This window comes from Streptomyces sp. NPDC088725 (assembly GCF_044751305.1).
Taxonomy (GTDB): domain Bacteria; phylum Actinomycetota; class Actinomycetes; order Streptomycetales; family Streptomycetaceae; genus Streptomyces.
Map to the genome: position 1 here is coordinate 215,323 of NZ_JBIVLO010000009.1, position 19,989 is coordinate 235,311.

Here is a 19,989-nt window from a genome sequence, read left to right on the forward strand (position 1 = left end):
CGCACGAGGGCCGGTCCGAAGCGTCCGGTACGGCTTGGCCCCGCATACGTCACCTCATGGAAGAAGGGGTCGCGTGGCGGCCCGGAGAACTCCGGGCCGGGGCGGCGCGCTCGCGGCACCGGCGCGCCGGCTCCGTCCACGAGCGAACAGTACTTCGGCGGCGGTTCGGGAGGCGTACCGCGCCGCCGGGCGCGCCGCCCCCTTCGGCAGTGCGTCCTGAGTGCGTCCGGGGCGGCGAGCGGATTCGATTCCAGTTGCGTGGCGGTAACTGTACAAGTAACAACCATGCACTTGTTGTTAATGGTCGACGCTTCTAACGTCGAGGTGCGGGGACGGGGCAGCGCCCAAGTCGCCCCGCTTTCAATGGAATCCAGGGAAAGTGCCATGGCCGGGCACCGTCACCCACCTGGACGGCAAGCGGAATCGGCGGGACGGCAGTGCACAGCCGCTTCGCCCCCCAGGGTGAGCCCCGTCAGAGGCTCCGGCTGCCGACCCGTACCCGAGACGATCCACAGACAGGACAGCCATGACCACTCTTTCCACGCCCCGAACCACCCCGCCGCCCCGGGCCAACCGGATCCGCTGGAGCATCCCGGCCCGACTGCGCAAGAGCATCCTGGTCACGCACGTCGCGTCGGCGGGAATCTGGATCGGCATCGATGTCGTCTCGATCATTACGGTGGCGATCGGCTGGGTGCGCGAGGGCGAGGCCCGTACCTCCGCCTACCGGGCGCTCGCGGACTACTTCGTCGTCCCCCTCCTGGTGGCGGCTCTCATAGCGGGGGCGATCTGCCTCGTCACCGGTCTCCTGCTGGGGATGGCGACCAAGTGGGGACTCGTGCGCTACTGGTGGGTCGCGGTGAAGCTGGTCCTCAATGTCGCAGCCCTCGCGATGATGCTGGCATTCCTGGGCCCCTTCACCGAACTCGCCTCGGGCGAACAGCCGCTGGAGGACATCTGGTTCGTCTCGTTCCTCGCCGCCACCGCCATGAGCTTCCTGAGCTTCGCCATGGTGATCTCGGTCTTCAAGCCGTGGGGCCGGGTCCGCAAGTGATTTCCCTGGCCTGCGAGGAGTAAGAGCACGGAACGGAAAGATCCGGGATCTGGTCGCCCGCGCCTGAAACCCTGACGAGTCGAGAGCAGGGTTTCAGGCGCAGGACACCGGCACACACGGAAGCGCCGACCGGCGGGAAGCGCGACACGAAGCGCCCCGGCGGTCTCAGACCGTGGTGAACGCCTGCTCCAGGATGTCCAGGCCCTCGTTCAGCAGGTCCTCGCCGATCACCAGCGGCGGCAGGAACCGCAGCACGTTGCTGTAGGTGCCGGTGGTCAGGACCAGCAGACCCTCGGAGTGGCACGCCTTGGCGAGCGCGGCCGTCCCCTCCGGGTTGGGCTCCTTGGTCTCCCGGTCCTTCACCAGTTCGAGCGCGAGCATTCCGCCGCGCCCGCGCACATCACCGATGATGTCGAACTTCTCCTGCATCGCGGAGAGCCGGCCCTTCATGATCTCCTCGACGCGCCTGGCCTTGGCGGGGAGGTCCAGCTCCTTCATCGTCTCGATGGCGCCGAGCGCGGCGGCGCAGGCCACCGGGTTGCCGCCGTACGTGCCACCGAGGCCGCCGGAGTGCGCGGCGTCCATGATCTCGGCGCGGCCGGTGACGGCGGCCAGCGGCAGGCCGCCCGCGATGCCCTTCGCCGTGGTGATCAGGTCGGGGACGATGCCCTCGTCCTCACAGGCGAACCACTGGCCGGTACGGCAGAAACCGGACTGGATCTCGTCCGCCACGAACACGATGCCGTTGTCCTTGGCGAACTTCGCCAGCGCGGGCAGGAAGCCCTTGGCCGGCTCGATGAAGCCACCCTCGCCGAGAAGCGGCTCGATGACGATCGCCGCGACGTTCTCGGCACCGATCTGCTTGTTGATCTGGTCGATGGCCTGGGCGGATGCCTCAGGACCGCAGTTCTCGGGACCGGTCGGCCAGCGGTAGCCGTACGCGACGGGCACGCGGTAGATCTCCGGCGCGAACGGTCCGAAGCCGTTCTTGTACGGCATGTTCTTCGAGGTCAGGGCCATGGTCAGGTTCGTACGGCCGTGGTAGCCGTGGTCGAACACGACGATCGCCTGGCGCTTGGTGTGGATCCGGGCGATCTTCACGGCGTTCTCGACGGCCTCGGCGCCCGAGTTGAACAGCGCCGACTTCTTGGCGTGGTCACCGGGGGTCAGCTCGGCCAGCTGCTCGCAGACCTCCACGTACCCCTCGTACGGGGTGACCATGAAACAGGTGTGGGTGAAGTCCGCGAGCTGGGCGGAGGCCCGGCGCACGACGGCCTCGGCGCTGTTGCCCACCGTGGTCACGGCGATACCGGAACCGAAGTCGATCAGCCGGTTGCCGTCCACGTCCTCCAGGACACCGCCGCCGGCGCGGGCGGCGAAGACGGGCATCACGGACCCCACGCCACCGGCGACGGCGGCGCTGCGGCGGGCCTGCAACTCCTGCGACTTGGGGCCGGGGATGGCGGTGACGAGGCGGCGCTCCTGCGGGATTGCGGTCATGAGGGGCTCCTGAGGGGTGGGCGCGGACGCTGGTCTCTTCTTCGCAGGCTAGGGGCGGGGGAGCGGGCCGGGCATGCACCGTTCGGGAGTGTTGCGGGGTGTGTCGTTGTCCGCTGCGGACAAGCGCCGTGATCGTCGCGGACGCGGGGCGGGCGACACCGAGCCATTGTGGAACGCTGAACTTCCCCCCGATGTATTGCAGTGGCAATACATTGGGGCGCGTACGGAGCGGACTTGGCTGGTCAGGGGGCAGGGGCAGATGGAGACCGACGGCACGCAGGACCCGCGGGGTACACGCGCCAACCCCGTGCCACGCCCGGCAGGGCCACCACCCATGCCGGCGGCCGCGCCGCACTCGGCGCCGGCGGGGCCGCCCCCGTACCAGGAAGCGGGCAGTTACCCAGAAGCGAGCGGCTACCCGGGAGCGGCCGGTCTTCCTCCCGCGCCCGGCCACCCGCCCACCACCGGGCCCACACTGCGCGACTGGCTGCACATCCCGCGGGCCGCGGCGGCGCCGGGCACCTGGGCGTACGGGCATGTGGCACGGGCCGCGGTGGAACCGGAGCGCACGCCGCTGCGCCAGCTCGTCACCGGCGCGCTGATCTCGTTCCTCGCCGGGCTGCTGCTCTGGTCCCTGATCCGCAACGGCTACCTCGGCAGCTTCTGGGTCTGGCCGCTCCTGGTCCTCACCCCCGACTCCTGGCCCGGTACGGAGACCGGGACGACGGCCCTGAACGTCTACTACGTCCTCATGGCCGCCGTGCTGATCGTCGTCTTCGGCCGGCTCGGCCGCTGGACCGAACTGGCCCGCCGGATCCTCGGCCTCGACCGCCACACGGCCGAGGCGGCCGCCGTCCTGCCCGCGCACCCCGAACCCGAGGACGACCTCGCCGAGTGGCCCGAGCTACGGGCGGCCGGCCAGGGCGAGAGCGCCGCGCGGCTCGCGGCCGAGGTACGGGACGGACGGATGAACGACGTCGACTACGCCCGCATCCGGCGCGCCTGGCAGACCGTACGGGCCGACCCCTCCCGGCTGCCCGCCTTCGCGGAAGCCGTACGGACCCAGGGCGCGGGCGCCTGCGTCCACCCCTCCGGCAGGCGTGACCTGCCCGTGCGCGCGGCCCGGCACGACCTGCTCGTCCAGCAGGTCAGGATCGGCACGGTCCACGACGGCGAGCGGAACCCCTACGCGCGGCGCGGCTCCGGTCTCGCCCTGGAACCGGCCCTGCTCGGCACGTCCCTGCTGGCCGTAGGACCGCCCGGAGCGGGCAAGACGCACGCCGTCGTCAGGCCCGTCGTCGAATCGCTCTCGCTCCAGGCGCTCGCCGGACAGGCCGCCGTCATCGCCGTCTGCGCGGCCGGCACCCGGCTGGGCCCCGACGACGCGTACGACGTGGTCGTCAGGATCGGCGACCCGGACTCGGTCTACGACCTCGACCTGTACGGCGGGACCAGCGACCCGGACGAGGCCGCCGCCGTACTCGCCGAGGGGCTGGTCGGAGACCTCCCGGACACCGACAGCCGGCGCGCCACCACCGTGCTCGCCCAGCTGCTCGGCCCGTTCCGGGCCGCGCACGGCCGCCTGCCCTCCGTACCCGAGCTGCGCGAACTCCTCGACGGAACACCCACGGCGCTCGCCGCGCTGCGCGAGGGCCTTGACGCCGAGGGCCAGTACGCCATGCGGCGCGAACTCGACGTCCGTGAACGCCAGCAGGGCGCGCCCGGCGACCCCGGCCGTGCGCTCGCCGACCGGATCGCGCTCCTCGACCGGCCCGCGTTCGCCGGGTTCTTCGACACGACCGGCCGCACCCGGCCGTTCTCGCTGCGCACCCTGGAGCACCCGCTGCGGGTCCGTATCGACCTGCCGGAGCGCGGGCACGCCGAGGCGTCCCGGATGCTCGCCCGGCTCCTGCTCGCGCAGTTCACGGCGAACGCGGCGGTCCGCGCGGACCGTTCGCTCTTCGCGTGCCTGGTCCTGGACGACGCGACGCGCACCCTCACCCCCGAGACGCTGCGCGGAGTGCAGCGGCTGCGGTCCGTGAACGCCGGGGCGGTGCTCACGCTGCGCAGCCTGGACGACGTACCGGAGGCGCTGCACGCGGCGCTGCTGGGCGCCGTCGGGTGCCGGATGGCGTTCGCCGGGATCACGACCTGGGACGGTAAGCGCTTCGCGGAGGCGTGGGGCACGGAGTGGGTGGAGACGCGGGACGTCACCCAGCGCACGGTCTTCGCCGACCAGCCGCTGACCCGGGCCATCCACTCGTTCAGGAAGCTGGTCACCGGCAAGGCGGTCACGACGGACGCGGTGACCGTTCGGCAGGTCGAGCGCGAGCGGTGGTCGGCTTCCGAGCTGGCGCACTCGGTACCGGCCGGGCACGCGGTGCTGTCGGTACGGACGGTGGGCGGAGAGCACGCGCCGCCGGTGCTGGTGGACCTGCGGGACTGACCGGCGTAACGAACGCGTGGGGCGGCTCCGGCGCACGGACCGCCGGGCGGCTCCGGCGTACGTGTCCGGTGTACGGCTCCCGTGTACGTGTCCGGCGTGTCCGGCGTGTCCGGCGTACGGATCCCCGCACGGGTCTGCCGCCCCGGCGTGCCAGAGTGGCAGAATTGGGGTCCTCTGTGAGGACATGGCGGCGTACGTGTCCGGCGTACCGCCGTGCCCCCCTCTCCGTCCCCGCTCGTGCCCCTCCTGTCCGGTACACCGCCCCGTTCCCCGTCCGCTGCCGAAGGCCACGGTTCCCACCATGCCGCTCACGCTCGCCGCGCTCGTCCAGCACTCGGCGCTCAAGCTCACCGTGCGCGCCGGGGAGGACCGGCTCGGGACGCCCGTGCGCTGGGTGCACGCCAGCGAGCTGGCCGACCCCGTGCCGTACATGGAGGGCGGCGAACTGCTGCTCATCACCGCGACGACGCTGGACGCCGAGGATTCCGAGGCGATGCGGCGCTATGTACGGAGGCTGGTGTGCGCCGGGGTCGTCGGGCTCGGCTTCGCGGTGGGCGTCACGTACCCGGATGTCCCGGAGGAACTGGTCGAGGCGGCCCGCGCGGAGGGACTGCCGCTGCTGGAGGTGCCGCGCCCGACCCCGTTCCTCGCCATCAGCAAGGCGGTCTCCAAGGCGGTGGCCGCCGACCAGTACCGGTCGGTGACGGCCGGGTTCGAGGCCCAGCGCGAGCTGACCCGCGCGGCGCTGAGTGAAGGCTCCTCGGCGCTGCTCGGCCGGCTGGCGGGGTACGTCGACGGCTGGGCCGCGCTGTACGACGCCTCCGGCGCGGTCGTCGCGGCCCAGCCCGAGTGGGCCGCGCGGCGCGCGGCACGGCTGGCCGCTGACGTCGCCAGACTGGGCGAGCGGCCCGCCCCCGCGAGCACCGTGGTGGGCGGCGCGGACGACCGGGTGGAACTCCAGTCACTGGGCACGGGCCGCCGGGCACGCGGCGCGCTGGCGGTGGGCACAGGCTCCGCGCTGGGCACCGCGGAGCGGTACGCCGTCCACTCGGCGGTCGCGCTGCTGACGCTGACGACAGAACGGTCCCGGGCGCTTCAGGAGGCCGAGCGGCGGGTGGGCTCCGCCGTGCTGAGGATGCTGCTGTCGGGACAGACGGACCACGCGCGGGCGGTGGCGGGCGACCTGTACGGGGCCCTCCTGGACGCGCCGTTCAGGCTGCTGATCGCGGAGCCGGCGGAATCGTCGGCGGGGTCGTCGAGCGGGTCGCCGGCCGGGACGTCGGAACCGGCGGACGGCTCCCCGCTCGAAACGCTGGATTCACTGGCCGAGGCGCTGGAGGCGGCGGGCGCGCGGGCCGGCGAATCGGTGCTGGCCGTACCGGACGGCGGGAGACGGCTCGTGGTACTGGCCGCGGACGACGGAGCGGTGGTCACGGCTGCCGGGGACTACGCGGAGCGGGACGCGGTAGAGGTGGGGGTCGTGGTCGGCCTGTCGGCGCCCGCCGGCCCGATCGCCGCGGCGGGCGCGTACAAACAGGCCGAACAGGCTCTCTCGGTGGCCCGCAGGCGCGGGCGCGCCCTGGTGGAACACGAGGAACTGGCGGCGGGCTCGATCCTCCCCCTGCTCGGCGACGACGCCGTGCGTGCCTTCGCGGACGGCATGCTGCGCCCGCTGTACGAGCACGACGCGAAGGGCCGGGGAGACCTGGTGGCCTCGCTGCGCGCGTGGCTGTCCCGTCACGGCCAGTGGGACGCGGCTGCGGCGGACCTGGGCGTACACCGGCACACGCTGCGCTACCGGATGCGGCGGGTGGAGGAGATCCTGGGGCGGTCGCTGGACGACCCGGACGTGCGGATGGAACTGTGGCTGTCCCTGAAGACGACAGGCCCGGGAGGTCCGGGCTCCAGTTGACCTGAGTGTGACGCACCTTGCGGGGACATGGGCTGCTCGGGTTGCCGCGAGTCCGGGACCGCAGGCCTCGCAGGCGCGCCGGTCGGGTGACCCAGGGAGTGGCAGCCGTACGACCTGATCGCGAATCCCGCGAGGGCCTGCGGCCGGGGGCGCCCCGAGTACAGGCCTCGCGCGTCCCGCAGTCCCGCCGGTCGCGCAGTCCCGCCTGGTCGCGCGGCCGGATCCGGTCGCCCGGGTCCCGGAGGCCCGGAGTTCTACGGGCCCCGTTTCTGTGCGGCGTGGATGGTGGCCCCGGCCGCACGGCACAGAGCGGCGCGCGGCGAGGCCCGGGCGCGGGGTCCGGTGCCCCGGGGACCGTGCCGGCCCTCGCCTGCCGCCCGGCCTTCGGACCGGGGAACCGGATGATCTGAGTTCTGAGTGCGTCGAGCCGCGCCAGGGCCTGCTGCTCGGCCTCCGCCGGTTCGGGCCCCGTCCGCCCGCCGGTCGCGCGTCCTCGCGGGCCTCCCGGCTTCCGGCGCCCGCATTTCGCCTCCCGCGAACGCCGGGCGCTCGTTTTCGTACGACGCGGAGTGAATCCGCCCCGCCGTACCCGACAAAGCGGCGCACCGTGCCGAGGTCACCACTCCACCCCGGACAAGCGACCCTCCGCCTCCGCGCCCCTACGGTGGACAGCAGACACCCCGACTAACCGAAGGGCCGGGCACGCAATGACTTCCACCCACGCCTTCTGGCTCGCCGGCCGCCAGGCCACCGGCGAGGACACGTTCGACGTCACCTCCCCCTGGGACGGCCGGCTTGTCGGTACCGTCGCCGTGCCGACCGACGAACAGGTCGAACAGGCCGTCGCGGCCGCGCACGCCGTCGTCGACGAGTTCTCCGCGACGCCCGCACACGTACGCGCCGCCGCGCTCGACCACGTCTGGCACCGCCTCATCGAGCGCACCGAGGAGATCGCCGCGCTCATCTCCGCCGAGAACGGCAAGCCGCTCAAGTGGGCGCGCGGTGAGGTCGGCCGCGCTGTCTCCGTGTTCCGGTTCGCCGCCGAGGAGGCCCGGCGGTTCAACAGCGGCGAGGCACAGCGCCTCGACACCGACGCGGGCGGCGCCGGCCGCCTCGCGCTGACGCGGCGCTTCCCCCGTGGCGCCGTCCTCGGGATCGCGCCGTTCAACTTCCCGCTCAACCTGTGCGCCCACAAGATCGCCCCGGCCATCGCCGCCGGCGCCCCGATCATCCTCAAGCCCGCTCCCGCGACCCCGCTGTCCGGCCTGCTGCTCGGTGAGCTGCTCGCCGAGACGCAGCTGCCCGAAGGCAGCTGGTCCGTGCTGCCGGTGGCGAACGACCGGATGCCCGCCCTCGTGCAGGACGAGCGGCTGCCGGTGATCTCGTTCACCGGATCCGACAAGGTCGGCTTCGCGATCATGGACTCGGTCCCGCGCAAGCGCTGCACGCTCGAACTCGGCGGCAACGGCGCCGCCGTCGTCCTCGCCGACTACGCGAGCGAGAAGGACCTGGACTGGGCGGCGACCCGCATCGCCACGTTCGCGAACTACCAGGGCGGCCAGTCCTGCATCTCGGTGCAGCGCGTCATCGCCGACACCTCCGTGTACGAACGGCTCGTGCCCAAGATCCTCGCCGCGGTCGGGGCGCAGGTCACCGGAGACCCGTCCGACGACGCCACCGATGTGGGACCGCTGGTCAGCGAGGACGCCGCCAAGCGGGTCGAGACATGGGTCGACGAGGCTGTCCAGGGCGGCGCCCAGCTGCTCGCCGGCGGCAAGCGGGACGGCGCGAGCTACGCGCCCACCGTGCTCGCCGACGTCCCCGCGGACGCCACGCTCTCCCACGAGGAGGTCTTCGGGCCCGTACTGACGCTCCGCCGGGTCGACGGCGAGGCCGAGGCCTTCGCTGCGGTGAACGACTCCAAGTACGGCCTCCAGGCAGGGCTGTTCACCAACGACCTGCAGGCCGCCTTCCGCGCGCACCGCGCCCTGGAGGTCGGCGGTGTGATCGTCGGCGACGTCCCCTCCTACCGCGCCGACCAGATGCCGTACGGCGGCGTCAAGCAGTCCGGTGTCGGCCGCGAGGGCGTGCGGTTCGCCATGGAGGACTACACCTACGAGCGGGTCATGGTGCTCACCGGACTCGCTCTGTAGGCGCGCGACTCGCGGGCCGCACGACTCTCGCCTCGCAGCCCGCACGCGGGCCGGCCGTCAGAAGTGATCGGCCGGCCCACCAGTGGTGCGGCTCCGCGGAATCGGGTAGATACGGACGAGTAGTACCGGACGGTACATCCGTCTCTGTCCCCGATTTCGCGGCGAGGTGAGTCCTTCATGTCCGCCCCATCCACAGCATCCGCATCGCAGGACAGGCCCAAGGTGTCCGAGCGGGAGGCGCGGCAGGTCGCCGAGGCCGCCCGCGAGCAGGGCTGGCGCAAACCGAGCTTCGCCAAGGAGATGTTCCTCGGCCGCTTCCGGCTCGATCTCATCCACCCGCATCCCCTTCCCGCCCCGGAGGACGTCCGGCGGGGCGAGGCCTTCCTGACCAAGCTCAGGGAGTTCTGCGAGAGCCGGATCGACGGCCCGCTCATCGAGCGCGAGGCCCGGATCCCCGACGACGTGGTGCGCGGCCTCAAGGAGCTGGGCGCCCTCGGGATGAAGATCGACACCAAGTACGGCGGTCTCGGTCTCACCCAGGTGTACTACAACAAGGCCCTGTCGCTGGTCGGCTCGGCGAGCCCGGCCGTCGGCGCGCTGCTCTCCGCCCATCAGTCGATCGGCGTACCGCAGCCGCTCAAACTTTTCGGCAGCCAGGAGCAGAAGGACAGGTTCCTGCCCCGGGTGGCCCGCACCGACATCTCGGCGTTCCTCCTCACCGAGCCGGACGTGGGCTCCGACCCCGCCCGGCTGGCGACCACTGCCGTGCCCGACGGCGACGCGTACGTCCTGGACGGCGTGAAGCTGTGGACGACCAACGGCGTGGTCGCCGATCTGCTCGTCGTGATGGCGCGCGTGCCGAAGACCGCAGACCGCAAGGGCGGCATCACCGCCTTCGTGGTCGAGGCGGACTCCCCGGGCATCACGGTCGAGAACCGCAACGCGTTCATGGGCCTGCGCGGCCTGGAGAACGGGGTGACGCGCTTCCACCAGGTCCGGGTCCCGGTGGCGAACCGCGTCGGCGCCGAGGGCGAGGGTCTCAAGATCGCGCTGACGACGCTCAACACCGGGCGTCTCTCGCTGCCCGCGATGTGCGTGGGCGCGGGCAAGTGGTGCCTGAAGATCGCCCGCGAGTGGTCGGCGGAGCGCGAGCAGTGGGGCAGGCCGGTCGCCAGGCACGAGGCCGTGGGCGAGAAGATCTCGTTCATCGCCGCGACGACGTTCGCACTGGAAGCGGTCGTGGACCTGTCGTCGCAGATGGCCGACGAGGACCGCAACGACATCCGGATCGAAGCCGCGCTGGCGAAGCTGTACGGCTCCGAGATGGGCTGGCGGATGGCGGACGAGCTGGTCCAGATCCGGGGCGGCCGCGGCTTCGAGACGGCGGACTCGCTGGCCGCCCGGGGCGAACGGGCCGTGCCGGCCGAGCAGATGCTCCGCGACATGCGCATCAACCGGATCTTCGAGGGCTCGACGGAGATCATGCATCTGCTGATCGCCCGCGAGGCCGTCGATGCCCACCTCGCGGTGGCCGGCGACATCATCGACCCGGACACGTCCCTCTCGGACAAGGCGAAAGCGGGCGCGCGGGCGGGCCGGTTCTACGCGGGCTGGCTGCCCAAACTGGTCGCGGGCCCGGGCCAACTGCCTTCCTCTTACGCCGACTTCCACCCGGCGGGCCATACGGACCTCTCGTCGCACCTGCGGTACGTCGAGCGGGGCTCCCGCAAGCTCGCCCGCTCCACCTTCTACGCCATGTCGCGCTGGCAGGGAAAGATGGAGACCAAGCAGGGCTTCCTCGGCCGGATCGTCGACATCGGCGCCGAGCTGTTCGCGATGAGCGCCGCGTGTGTACGGGCCGAGATGCTGCGGACGAGCGGCGAGCACGGCCGCGAGGCGTACCAACTGGCCGACGCCTTCTGCCGGCAGGCCAGGATCCGGGTCGAGGAGCTGTTCGGGCGGCTGTGGTCCAACACGGACGACATCGACCACAGGGTGGTGAACGGTGTCCTGGCCGGTACGTACTCCTGGCTGGAGGAGGGTGTGATCGACGCCAGCGGCGAAGGCGCCTGGATCGCGGACGCGACCCCGGGCCCCTCGCGACGGGAGAACGTCCACCGCAAGATCCCCTGAGAGCGCCGCCGTTGTCCCGCCCGCCGCGTCAACGGTACGGACGCGGCGGGCGCGCCCGGCCGCTCAGCATCCGGGCGGACGCGCTGTTCCGGTGGTGAGCCGCGGGCACCGGCGCGTACTGTCCCCGGGTGATGACAGCTGACGGCGCGCTGGCCGTGCTCACCCTGCTGCGTGGCGCCGACGTCTGGATCGCGGGCGGCTGGGGCATCGACGCGCTGGTGGGCAAGCAGACCAGGCCGCACCGCGATCTCGACCTCGCCCACCGCGCGGACCACGAGCCGCGAGTGATCGAGGCGCTGGCGGCGGCCGGGTTCACGGAGACTCTGGACCAGCGGCCGGTGCGGTTCGTGATGGCCCGTCCGAGCGGTGAGTCGGTCGACCTGCATCCGCTCGTCTTCGCTCCTGACGGCTCCGCCGTCCAGTCCTCGCACGACCCGGACGAGCCCTTCCGCTACCCGGCTGACTGCTTCACGGCCGGCACCATCGGGGGCGAGCGGGTGCCGTGCCTCTCGGCCGCGCAGCAGGTCGCCTTCCATCAGGGGTACGAGCCGGCCGGCCACGACCGGCACGACATGGCGCTGCTGCGCGAGACGTTCGGGATCGCCACGCACTTCTGACTCCGCCGCCGAGCGCCCGCCGGAGGGCCGCGCCGCGTGGTAATTTTTGTATACCAGTTGTATGCGAGCGAGAGCTGTGGGGGATCTTGTGCTGTCGGGCCGTGACAAGGCGTACGCGTATCTCAAGGACATCGTGCTGGTGGACCCCGCCATGCAGGGGAGGTTCCTCACCGAGCAGGAGATCGCCGACCGCATCGGCGTCTCCCGCACTCCGATCCGCGAGGCGCTGCTCATGCTCGCCGCCGAGGATCTGATCCAGCTCGTACCGAAGCGCGGCGCGCACATCGCACCACTGTCCGGCCGTGAGATCACCGAACTCATGGAACTGCGCGGGATCGTCGAGCGTTACGCGGCCCAGCAGACGATCGGCGCGGACGCCGTGCCCGTCGAGGCGCTGGCCGGGCTTCTGGAGCGGCAGCGTGGCCTCAAGGGCCAGGAGGACGCGAAGGAGTTCATCGCCGCGGACCACCTCTTCCACTCCACGCTGGTCTCCGCCGTCGGCAACGGACTTCTCGACCGGCACTACGAAGGGCTCCGCAGCCGGCAGATCCGCGCGGGCATCGTGGCCCTGTACAACAGGGCGGGGCGCCAGGACGCCGTGCTCCATGAGCATCAGGCGATCCTGGACGCCCTGGCCTCCGGTGACGCCGAGGCCGCGTGCGCGGCGATCAGCGGCCACCTGGAGACGACGCTGAAGGTCCTGCTCTCCGGCTGACCGGCCCGGCCCCGGTAGGTCCGAGCGTCCCCGTCGGGACCGGACGCCCCGTCGGGAGCACGCGCCCGTCGGGACCGCACGCCCCGTCGGGCCGGCCGCACGGCCGTCAGACGGCCGGATCCGGATAGGTGACCACGAGCATCGTGACGCCCGCGTCCGAGGTCCAGGGCCCGTGCGGCATCCCCGGCGGCCGGCACGCGTACGTGTCCTTCGCGAACGTCTCTCCCAGCGTCAGGTCGTGCAGGTCGCCGTCGAGGACGTAGACCTCCTCCCAGTGCTCGTGCACCGCCACGCCCGACGCCGAGGTGTCGGTTCCCGGTGCCCAGCGCACGAGCGCCGTGCGGTGAGCGCCGTCCGCGTCGGCGGCGAGGGTGCGCTCCCGGATTCCGGGCGCGGATCCCGGGGGCTTCTCCCACGGGCCCGAGGGGGCGTGGAATTCCAGTTCCGGCTTGCTCATGCGCGCCCCAGCCTCCGGTTGGCGAGCACCGACACCTTCTGCCGCACCGCGGCGACCTCCTCGACGTCGATGTCCGCCGTCAGCAGGCCGGGCTCCGCGCCCAGCCGCTCCCGTACGGAGCCGTCGGGGCCCACCACGGCGCTGTGGCCGATGCCGGTGGGAGCCGTGGTCGCGGGCGGGCCCCCGGGGACCGACGCAGGGTCCGCCTGGTCCACCGCGGCCAGCCACACGGTCGCGTCCAGCGCCCGCGCGCGGACCAGCAGCTCCCACTGCTCGCGCTTGCCGGGACCGGCGCCCCAGGACGCCGGCAGCAGCGACAGCGCCGCTCCGGCGTCCGCGTGCGCCCGGAACAGCTCCGGGAAGCGGACGTCGTAACAGGTCGCCAGCCCGATCGTGACGCCGTCGACGGAGATGGTGACCACCTCGGAGCCCGGCGCGACCGTGTCGGACTCGGCGAAGCCGAAGGCGTCGTACAGATGGATCTTGTCGTAGGCGGCCTCGACCCCGGCTCCGGTCGCCAGCAGCGTGTTGGTCACGCGGCCGTCCGGCGCGGGGGTGAACATGCCGGCCACGATCACGAGCCCCGCCTCCTCGGCGATGCTCCGCACCCCGTCGGCCCAGGGGCCGTCCAGGGGTTCGGCGAGCGGGCCCAGCGGCGTGCCGAAGCGCGCCATCGTGGCCTCGGGGAAGACGGCGATCCGGGCCCCCGCCCCGGCGGCGCGCAGCGCCTGCTCCCGTACGGTTTCCAGGTTCTTCGCGGGCTCGGGGTCCGCGGTGATCTGACTGAGTGCGATACGCACGCTGCCTGCTTCCTTTCCTGCTTCGTTTGTCACGACGGGTGTGATGACGGGATGGCGGCCTCCGCGCGGAGTTTGTTGCCCTGCTCGAACTCCTCGTCCTCCGTGTGATCGGCGTCCCTGCCCAGCCGGACACCGGTCACGGTGAGCACCGCGGTGACCGCGATGTACAGCGCGAGCGGTACCCACGCGTCGTACGCGCCGAGCAGCGCGGTGAAGAGCACCGGAGCGACCGCACCGCCGATCAGCCCGGCCAGGGTGTACGCGAGCGACGAGCCGGTGTAGCGCAGCCGGGGCGCGAACTGCTCGGCCACGAACGCCGCTTGCGGTCCGTACATGAGCGAGTGAATCACCAGACCGCCGATCACGCCGAGCGTGAGCAGCCCCCAGTTGCCGCCGTCGACCATCGGGAAGAACACGAACGGCCAGATCCCGGCCGCCACCGCCGACCAGCCGTACAGGCGGCGCCGGTTGATCCGGTCCGACAGGGCGCCGGCCAGCGGGATCAGGAAGATCTGGAGGGAGGACCCGATGAGGACGGCGGTCAGGGCGGAACCGCGTGACATGCCCAGTTCGCCGGTCGCGTACGTCAGGACGAAGACGGTGAACATCGCGTAGAGCACGTCGGGGGCGACCCGGCTGAGGATCGCGGAGACGAGCGCCCTCGGCTGGTCGCGGAAGACCTCGCGGACCGGGGCCTCGGGGCGGTTCTGGGCCGCTTCGATGGCCTGGAAGACCGGGGTCTCCTCCAGCTGCGTGCGGATCCAGAGGCCGAAGGCGACCAGGACGCCGGAGAGCAGGAAGGCGACCCGCCAGCCCCAGGAGAGGAACTGCTCCTCGCTGAGCCAGGCACCGAGCGCCGCCAGAACACCGTTGGCCAGCAGGTTTCCGGCGGGCGGTCCGATCTGGGCGGCCGAGGCGTAGAAGCCGCGCCGTTTCGGGTCACCGAATTCGCTGGAGAGCAGCACCGCGCCGCCCCACTCGCCGCCGACCCCGACGCCCTGCGCGAAGCGCAGCACCACCAGGCCGATGGGGGCGGCGATGCCGACGGTGCCGTAGGCCGGCAGCAGGCCGATCAGCAGCGTCGCCGCGCCGATCAGCACCAGCGTGGCCATCAGGACTTTCTTGCGGCCGATGACGTCTCCGAGGCGGCCGAACACGAATCCGCCGAGCGGCCGGGAGAGATACCCGACGGCATACGTCGAGAACGCCAGGATCGTCCCGGTGAAGGGGTTCTCCGAGGGGAAGAAGAGATCCCCGAAGACCAGTGCGGCGGCCGCGGAGTAGACGGCGAAGTCGTACCACTCCAGCGCGGTGCCGGTGAGGCTGGCGAAGAAGGCGCGGCCCACCGGGTTCCTGCCCGCGGGCTGGTCCTGCGGCCGCGTGTTGGTGCTCTGCATGCGTGTCATCCCTGTCCGGGGGGAGGGGTCTCGAACCATTGGCATACTTGCTGTATACCAGTCGTATGCGCAAGGGTCTGCGGGAAGTCGCATGCTTCGAAGCAGACGAAAGCGCCTGTACCGGACAGGAAGAATCACCCTCATCCGCTCGGAGGATCCGTGAACACGCTGATATTCGAACTTCCCGACGGCTCGACCCGCAGCGTGGTCGTGACCCAGGTGCTGAACGCCGGGTACGCGGGGCGCAGTCAGGACGAGGTGGCCGCCCACGTCGCCGAACTGGCCGCGCTCGGCGTCCCGGCCCCCGCCACGACCCCCGCCCTCTACCCGGTTTCCCCCTATCTGGCTCAGCAGACGGGCCGGGTCAGCGTCCAGCACGGACGTACGTCCGGCGAGGCCGAATGGGCCCTGGTCGTGGCCGCCGGCGGCGAGCTGCTGCTGACGGCGGCCTGCGACCACACCGACCGGGATCTCGAAGTGCACGGCGTGGCCTGGAGCAAGAACGCGGGCCCCGACGTCCTGGCCACCCGCGCGTGGCGGCTGGACGACATCCAGGGCGGCACGGACGCGCTGACCCTCAGGGCGTGGGTCACCCATGACGGCGAGGAGAGCCGGATCCAGAACGGCACCTGCGGCGAACTCCTCACGCCCGCCTACTGGGCCGGAGTGCTCGAGGAGCGCGGCGAGCTGGTGCCGGGCACCGTGCTGATCTCCGGCACGATCCCGATGGCCGAGGACGTCAACCAGTTCGCCGAGGGCTGGCGCGTGGAGCTGGGCGACCCGGCCACCGGTGACACGATCGCACTGGCCTACGACGTGGTGCGGATGGCCGAACCGGTCGGCTGAACCGCCGGAACGAGTGGTGTACGGGGACGCGATGTCCTCGCGCGCGGCCGATGGGGCAAGAATGGGGCCATGAGCGACAGCCCAGCCCCTCTCGCGGACCCGCACATCGCCTTCGACCCGGCCGACGGCCGCAGGGACGTCGTCGTCCTCGGGTCGACCGGCTCCATCGGCACCCAGGCCGTCGACCTGGTCCTGCGCAACCCCGACCGCTTCCGCGTCACCGCGCTGTCCGCCGCGGGCGGCCGGGTGGCGCTCCTCGCGGAGCAGGCGCGGCGGCTGCGGGTCCGGACGGTCGCCGTGGCCCGTGAGGCCGCCGTTCCCGCGCTGCGCGAGGCGCTGCGGGCGGAGTACGGGGCGGGCGAACCGCTCCCGGAGATCCTCGCGGGACCGGAGGCGGCCACCGAACTGGCCGCCTCCGACTGCCACACGGTTCTCAACGGCATCACCGGATCCATCGGCCTCGCTCCCACCCTCGCCGCGCTCGACGCCGGCAGGACACTCGCCCTGGCCAACAAGGAATCGCTGATCGTCGGCGGCCCGCTGGTCAAGGCGGCCGCCGCGCCCGGCCAGATCATCCCCGTCGACTCCGAGCACGCCGCGCTCTTCCAGGGGCTGGCCGCCGGTACCCGCGCGGAGGTCCGCAAGCTCGTCGTCACCGCCTCGGGCGGCCCGTTCCGCGGCCGTACGAGGGCCGAGCTGGCCGGCGTCACCCCGGAAGCCGCCCTCGCGCACCCGACCTGGGCGATGGGCCCGGTCATCACGATCAACTCCGCGACCCTCGTCAACAAGGGCCTCGAAGTGATCGAGGCGCACCTGCTGTACGACATCCCCTTCGAGCGCATCGAGGTCGTCGTACACCCGCAGTCGTACGTCCACTCGATGGTGGAGTTCAACGACGGTTCCACCCTCGCGCAGGCCACCCCGCCCGACATGCGCGGTCCCATCGCCATCGGCCTCGGCTGGCCGCAGCGCGTACCGGACGCCGCCGCCGCGTTCGACTGGACCAAGGCGTCGACGTGGGAGTTCTTCCCGCTCGACACCGAGGCCTTCCCGTCCGTGGGACTCGCCAGGCACGTCGGAGCGCTCGGCGGTACGGCCCCGGCGGTGTTCAATGCCGCCAACGAGGAGTGCGTGGACGCGTTCCTGGCGGGACGGCTGCCGTTCAACGGCATCATGGACACCGTCACGGAGGTCGTCGCGGAGCACGGGCACCCCGCCCCGGGAGCCTCGCTCACCGTGGCGGACGTCCTCGAAGCGGAGACCTGGGCCCGCGCCCGGGCCCGTGAAATGGCAGACACATTCAGCGAAGAACGGCCCGCGGAGGCTCGCGCATGACGGTTCTGTTGACGGTCCTCGGCATAGTCGTTTTTGCCTTCGGACTGCTCTTCTCCATCGCCTTCCACGAATTGGGCCACCTCTCGACGGCCAAGTTCTTCGGCATCAAGGTGCCCCAGTACATGGTCGGTTTCGGACCGACGCTCTTCTCGCGCAAGCGCGGGGAGACCGAGTACGGGGTCAAGGCGATCCCGCTCGGCGGCTACATCCGCATGATCGGGATGTTCCCGCCCGGTCCCGACGGCCGCATCGAGGCCCGCTCCACCTCGCCCTGGCGCGGCATGATCGAGGACGCGCGCTCGGCGGCCTTCGAAGAGCTCGAACCGGGCGACGAGACGCGCCTGTTCTACACGCGCAAGCCGTGGAAGCGGCTCATCGTGATGTTCGCGGGCCCCTTCATGAACCTCGTCCTCGCCGTGGTGATCTTCCTCAGCGTGGCGATGTCCTTCGGCTTCCAGACCCAGACGACCGATGTCGCCGGCGTCCAGAAGTGCGTCATCTCGCAGAGCGAGCAGCGGCAGACCTGCCGGCAGGGCGACCCCGTCTCACCCGCCCAGGCGGCCGGGCTCAAGAAGGGTGACAAGATCGTCGCCTTCGACGGCAAGCGCGTCGACGACTGGGCGACGCTCTCCGGCCTCATCCGCGAGACCACCGGCCCCGCCACTCTCACCGTCCGGCGCGACGGCACGGAGCAGGTGCTGCACGCCGAGCTGGCGAAGAACCTCGTCGCCAAGAAGGACTCCGACGGCGAGGTCGTCCCTGGCAAGTTCGTCCCGGCCGGCTACCTCGGCTTCGCGGCCTCCACCGAGATCGTCCCGCTCTCCTTCCCGGACTCCGTGGACCGGATGGGCGGCATGATCGGGGACGGCGTCCATTCGATCGTCGCGCTCCCCGGCAAGATCCCCGACCTCTGGAACGCGGCCTTCGACGGCGGCGAGCGCAAGCAGGACTCGCCGGTCGGTGTCGTCGGCGCGGCGCGCATCGGGGGCGAGGTGATGAACCTCGACGTACCGGCGCAGAACCAGATCGCGATGATGCTGTTCCTGCTGGCGGGCTTCAACCTCTCGCTGTTCCTCTTCAACATGCTGCCGCTGCTGCCGCTCGACGGCGGACACATGGCGGGAGCGCTGTGGGAGGCCCTGCGCCGCAACCTCGCGCGTGTCTTCAAGCGGCCCGACCCGGGCCCGTTCGACGTGGCGAAACTCATGCCGGTCGCCTATGTGGTCGCGGGGGTCTTCATCTGTTTCACCGTGCTCGTTCTGATCGCGGATGTGGTCAACCCCGTGAAGATCACCTGATTTTGGCGACTTCTCAGCGGCCGGACACCTGTGGTGTCCGGCCGCTTGACTTTGGGCGCATATTTCGCGGCGGTGTGCTCCCGCGCCGCGCGGTGGCGTAATCTCGGACCGGAGCCCGCTGATCTCGGGACCTCTCGATCCACACCTTGGGGTTGCACAGCAGATGACTGCCATTGCTCTCGGAATGCCGTCCGTACCGACCAAGCTCGCCGACCGCAGGGTCAGCCGCCAGATTCAGGTCGGTACGGTAGCGGTCGGGGGAGACGCGCCGGTGTCGGTGCAGTCGATGACCACGACCCGCACGTCCGACATCGGGGCGACGCTCCAGCAGATCGCCGAGCTGACCGCCTCGGGCTGTCAGATCGTCCGCGTCGCGTGCCCCACTCAGGACGATGCGGACGCGCTGGCGACAATCGCGAGGAAGTCCCAGATCCCGGTGATCGCGGACATCCATTTCCAGCCGAAATACGTCTTCGCGGCGATCGACGCGGGCTGCGCGGCGGTCCGCGTGAACCCCGGGAACATCAAGCAGTTCGACGACAAGGTCAAGGAGATCGCGCGGGCCGCGAACGAGACCCACACCCCGATCCGCATCGGCGTGAACGCGGGCTCGCTCGACGCGCGACTGCTGAAGAAGTACGGCAAGGCGACGCCCGAGGCGCTCGTCGAGTCCGCGCTGTGGGAGGCGTCCCTCTTCGAGGAGCACGGCTTCCGCGACATCAAGATCTCGGTGAAGCACAACGACCCGGTCGTGATGGTCAACGCCTACCGCCAGCTCGCCCAGCAGTGCGACTACCCGCTGCACCTCGGTGTGACCGAGGCGGGCCCCGCGTTCCAGGGCACGATCAAGTCCGCGGTCGCCTTCGGCGCCCTGCTGGCCGAGGGCATCGGCGACACCATCCGCGTCTCCCTGTCGGCCCCGCCGGCCGAGGAGGTCAAGGTCGGCCTCCAGATCCTGGAGTCGCTGAACCTGAAGCAGCGCCGCCTCGAAATCGTCTCGTGCCCGTCCTGCGGGCGCGCCCAGGTCGACGTGTACAAGCTGGCCGACGAGGTGACGGCGGGCCTGGAGGGCATGGAGGTCCCGCTGCGCGTCGCCGTCATGGGCTGTGTGGTGAACGGGCCCGGCGAGGCGCGTGAGGCGGACCTCGGGGTCGCGTCGGGCAACGGCAAGGGCCAGATCTTCGTCAAGGGCGAGATCATCAAGACCGTGCCGGAGTCGAAGATCGTGGAGACCCTGATCGACGAGGCGATGAAGATCGCCGAGCAGATGGAGCGCGACGGCATCGCCTCCGGCGAGCCCGAGGTCTCCGTCAGCTGACCCTCCCG

Annotated in this window: 15 protein-coding genes; 11 read left to right on the top strand and 4 right to left on the bottom strand. The window is 71.5% G+C overall.

The features are described from left to right. The first annotated feature begins 526 nt into the window (after positions 1 to 526). Positions 527 to 1,054 carry a hypothetical protein gene (locus ACIP6N_RS23115; protein ID WP_401818244.1) on the top strand — a complete coding sequence of 176 codons (528 nt, stop codon included), beginning with the start codon at positions 527 to 529 and terminating at the stop codon, positions 1,052 to 1,054. Between the two features lie 165 nt (positions 1,055 to 1,219). Here ACIP6N_RS23115 and gabT read toward each other — a convergent pair whose 3' ends face one another. After that, on the bottom strand, positions 1,220 to 2,554 hold the full coding sequence (gene gabT / locus ACIP6N_RS23120; protein WP_401818247.1) for a 4-aminobutyrate--2-oxoglutarate transaminase: 1,335 nt from the start codon (positions 2,552 to 2,554) through the stop codon (positions 1,220 to 1,222). 259 nt (positions 2,555 to 2,813) lie between these two features. Here gabT and ACIP6N_RS23125 point away from each other — a divergent pair, with 259 nt between their 5' ends. The 6 genes from ACIP6N_RS23125 (at position 2,814) to ACIP6N_RS23150 (ending at position 12,530) form a co-directional block, all read left to right on the top strand. After that, a complete protein-coding gene (locus ACIP6N_RS23125) occupies positions 2,814 to 5,000 on the top strand; it encodes an ATP-binding protein (protein WP_401818250.1) in 2,187 nt (728 codons plus the stop codon). A 301-nt stretch (positions 5,001 to 5,301) separates the two neighbouring features. Further along, a complete protein-coding gene (locus tag ACIP6N_RS23130) occupies positions 5,302 to 6,912 on the top strand; it encodes a PucR family transcriptional regulator (RefSeq protein WP_401818253.1) in 1,611 nt (536 codons plus the stop codon). A gap of 707 nt (positions 6,913 to 7,619) precedes the next feature. Then, the gene (locus ACIP6N_RS23135) at positions 7,620 to 9,065 is read left to right on the top strand and encodes an aldehyde dehydrogenase family protein (protein ID WP_401818256.1); all 1,446 of its coding nucleotides are present in this window, start codon (positions 7,620 to 7,622) and stop codon (positions 9,063 to 9,065) included. 177 nt (positions 9,066 to 9,242) lie between these two features. Next, the gene (locus tag ACIP6N_RS23140; protein WP_401818258.1) at positions 9,243 to 11,198 is read left to right on the top strand and encodes an acyl-CoA dehydrogenase family protein; all 1,956 of its coding nucleotides are present in this window, start codon (positions 9,243 to 9,245) and stop codon (positions 11,196 to 11,198) included. A 131-nt stretch (positions 11,199 to 11,329) separates the two neighbouring features. After that, positions 11,330 to 11,815 (top strand): nucleotidyltransferase domain-containing protein, encoded by a 486-nt coding sequence (locus tag ACIP6N_RS23145; RefSeq protein WP_401818260.1) that lies wholly within the window; start codon positions 11,330 to 11,332, stop codon positions 11,813 to 11,815. Between the two features lie 88 nt (positions 11,816 to 11,903). Next, positions 11,904 to 12,530, top strand: coding sequence for a GntR family transcriptional regulator (locus ACIP6N_RS23150; protein ID WP_401818379.1), 627 nt, complete (start codon positions 11,904 to 11,906; stop codon positions 12,528 to 12,530). 106 nt (positions 12,531 to 12,636) lie between these two features. Here ACIP6N_RS23150 and ACIP6N_RS23155 read toward each other — a convergent pair whose 3' ends face one another. The 3 genes from ACIP6N_RS23155 to ACIP6N_RS23165 are packed head-to-tail and all read right to left on the bottom strand — an operon-like array spanning position 12,637 to position 15,184. Beyond that, complete coding sequence (locus tag ACIP6N_RS23155) at positions 12,637 to 12,987, bottom strand: cupin domain-containing protein (RefSeq protein ID WP_401818262.1); 351 nt, start codon at positions 12,985 to 12,987, stop codon at positions 12,637 to 12,639. Then, positions 12,984 to 13,787 (bottom strand): carbon-nitrogen hydrolase family protein, encoded by an 804-nt coding sequence (locus tag ACIP6N_RS23160; RefSeq protein ID WP_401818264.1) that lies wholly within the window; start codon positions 13,785 to 13,787, stop codon positions 12,984 to 12,986. Before ACIP6N_RS23160 ends, ACIP6N_RS23155 begins: the two co-directional genes overlap by 4 nt. Before the next feature lie 29 nt (positions 13,788 to 13,816). Then, complete coding sequence (locus ACIP6N_RS23165; protein ID WP_401818267.1) at positions 13,817 to 15,184, bottom strand: MFS transporter; 1,368 nt, start codon at positions 15,182 to 15,184, stop codon at positions 13,817 to 13,819. Between the two features lie 159 nt (positions 15,185 to 15,343). Here ACIP6N_RS23165 and ACIP6N_RS23170 point away from each other — a divergent pair, with 159 nt between their 5' ends. The 4 genes from ACIP6N_RS23170 (at position 15,344) to ispG (ending at position 19,981) form a co-directional block, all read left to right on the top strand. Beyond that, positions 15,344 to 16,030, top strand: a complete 687-nt coding sequence (locus ACIP6N_RS23170; RefSeq protein WP_401818270.1) for a DUF2848 domain-containing protein — start codon at positions 15,344 to 15,346, stop codon at positions 16,028 to 16,030. A 69-nt stretch (positions 16,031 to 16,099) separates the two neighbouring features. Further along, positions 16,100 to 17,365 (top strand): 1-deoxy-D-xylulose-5-phosphate reductoisomerase, encoded by a 1,266-nt coding sequence (gene dxr / locus ACIP6N_RS23175; protein WP_401818273.1) that lies wholly within the window; start codon positions 16,100 to 16,102, stop codon positions 17,363 to 17,365. Then, positions 17,362 to 18,663: a M50 family metallopeptidase gene (locus tag ACIP6N_RS23180; RefSeq protein WP_401818275.1), complete on the top strand. Its 1,302-nt coding sequence runs from the start codon at positions 17,362 to 17,364 to the stop codon at positions 18,661 to 18,663. The genes dxr and ACIP6N_RS23180 overlap by 4 nt, the downstream gene beginning before the upstream one ends. A gap of 163 nt (positions 18,664 to 18,826) precedes the next feature. Beyond that, entirely contained in the window at positions 18,827 to 19,981 is a 1,155-nt protein-coding gene (gene ispG, locus ACIP6N_RS23185) for a flavodoxin-dependent (E)-4-hydroxy-3-methylbut-2-enyl-diphosphate synthase (RefSeq protein WP_401818278.1), read from the top strand. The last annotated feature ends 8 nt before the right edge of the window (positions 19,982 to 19,989 follow it).

Coding starts and splice junctions, on each gene's coding strand:
- ACIP6N_RS23125 (WP_401818250.1), top strand. CDS start 2,814: ATGGAGACCGACGGCACGCAGGACCCGCGGGGTACACGCGCCAACCCC.
- dxr (WP_401818273.1), top strand. CDS start 16,100: ATGAGCGACAGCCCAGCCCCTCTCGCGGACCCGCACATCGCCTTCGAC.
- ispG (WP_401818278.1), top strand. CDS start 18,827: ATGACTGCCATTGCTCTCGGAATGCCGTCCGTACCGACCAAGCTCGCC.
- ACIP6N_RS23145 (WP_401818260.1), top strand. CDS start 11,330: ATGACAGCTGACGGCGCGCTGGCCGTGCTCACCCTGCTGCGTGGCGCC.
- ACIP6N_RS23155 (WP_401818262.1), bottom strand. CDS start 12,987: ATGAGCAAGCCGGAACTGGAATTCCACGCCCCCTCGGGCCCGTGGGAG.
- ACIP6N_RS23180 (WP_401818275.1), top strand. CDS start 17,362: ATGACGGTTCTGTTGACGGTCCTCGGCATAGTCGTTTTTGCCTTCGGA.
- ACIP6N_RS23140 (WP_401818258.1), top strand. CDS start 9,243: ATGTCCGCCCCATCCACAGCATCCGCATCGCAGGACAGGCCCAAGGTG.
- ACIP6N_RS23165 (WP_401818267.1), bottom strand. CDS start 15,184: ATGCAGAGCACCAACACGCGGCCGCAGGACCAGCCCGCGGGCAGGAAC.
- ACIP6N_RS23130 (WP_401818253.1), top strand. CDS start 5,302: ATGCCGCTCACGCTCGCCGCGCTCGTCCAGCACTCGGCGCTCAAGCTC.
- ACIP6N_RS23135 (WP_401818256.1), top strand. CDS start 7,620: ATGACTTCCACCCACGCCTTCTGGCTCGCCGGCCGCCAGGCCACCGGC.
- gabT (WP_401818247.1), bottom strand. CDS start 2,554: ATGACCGCAATCCCGCAGGAGCGCCGCCTCGTCACCGCCATCCCCGGC.
- ACIP6N_RS23115 (WP_401818244.1), top strand. CDS start 527: ATGACCACTCTTTCCACGCCCCGAACCACCCCGCCGCCCCGGGCCAAC.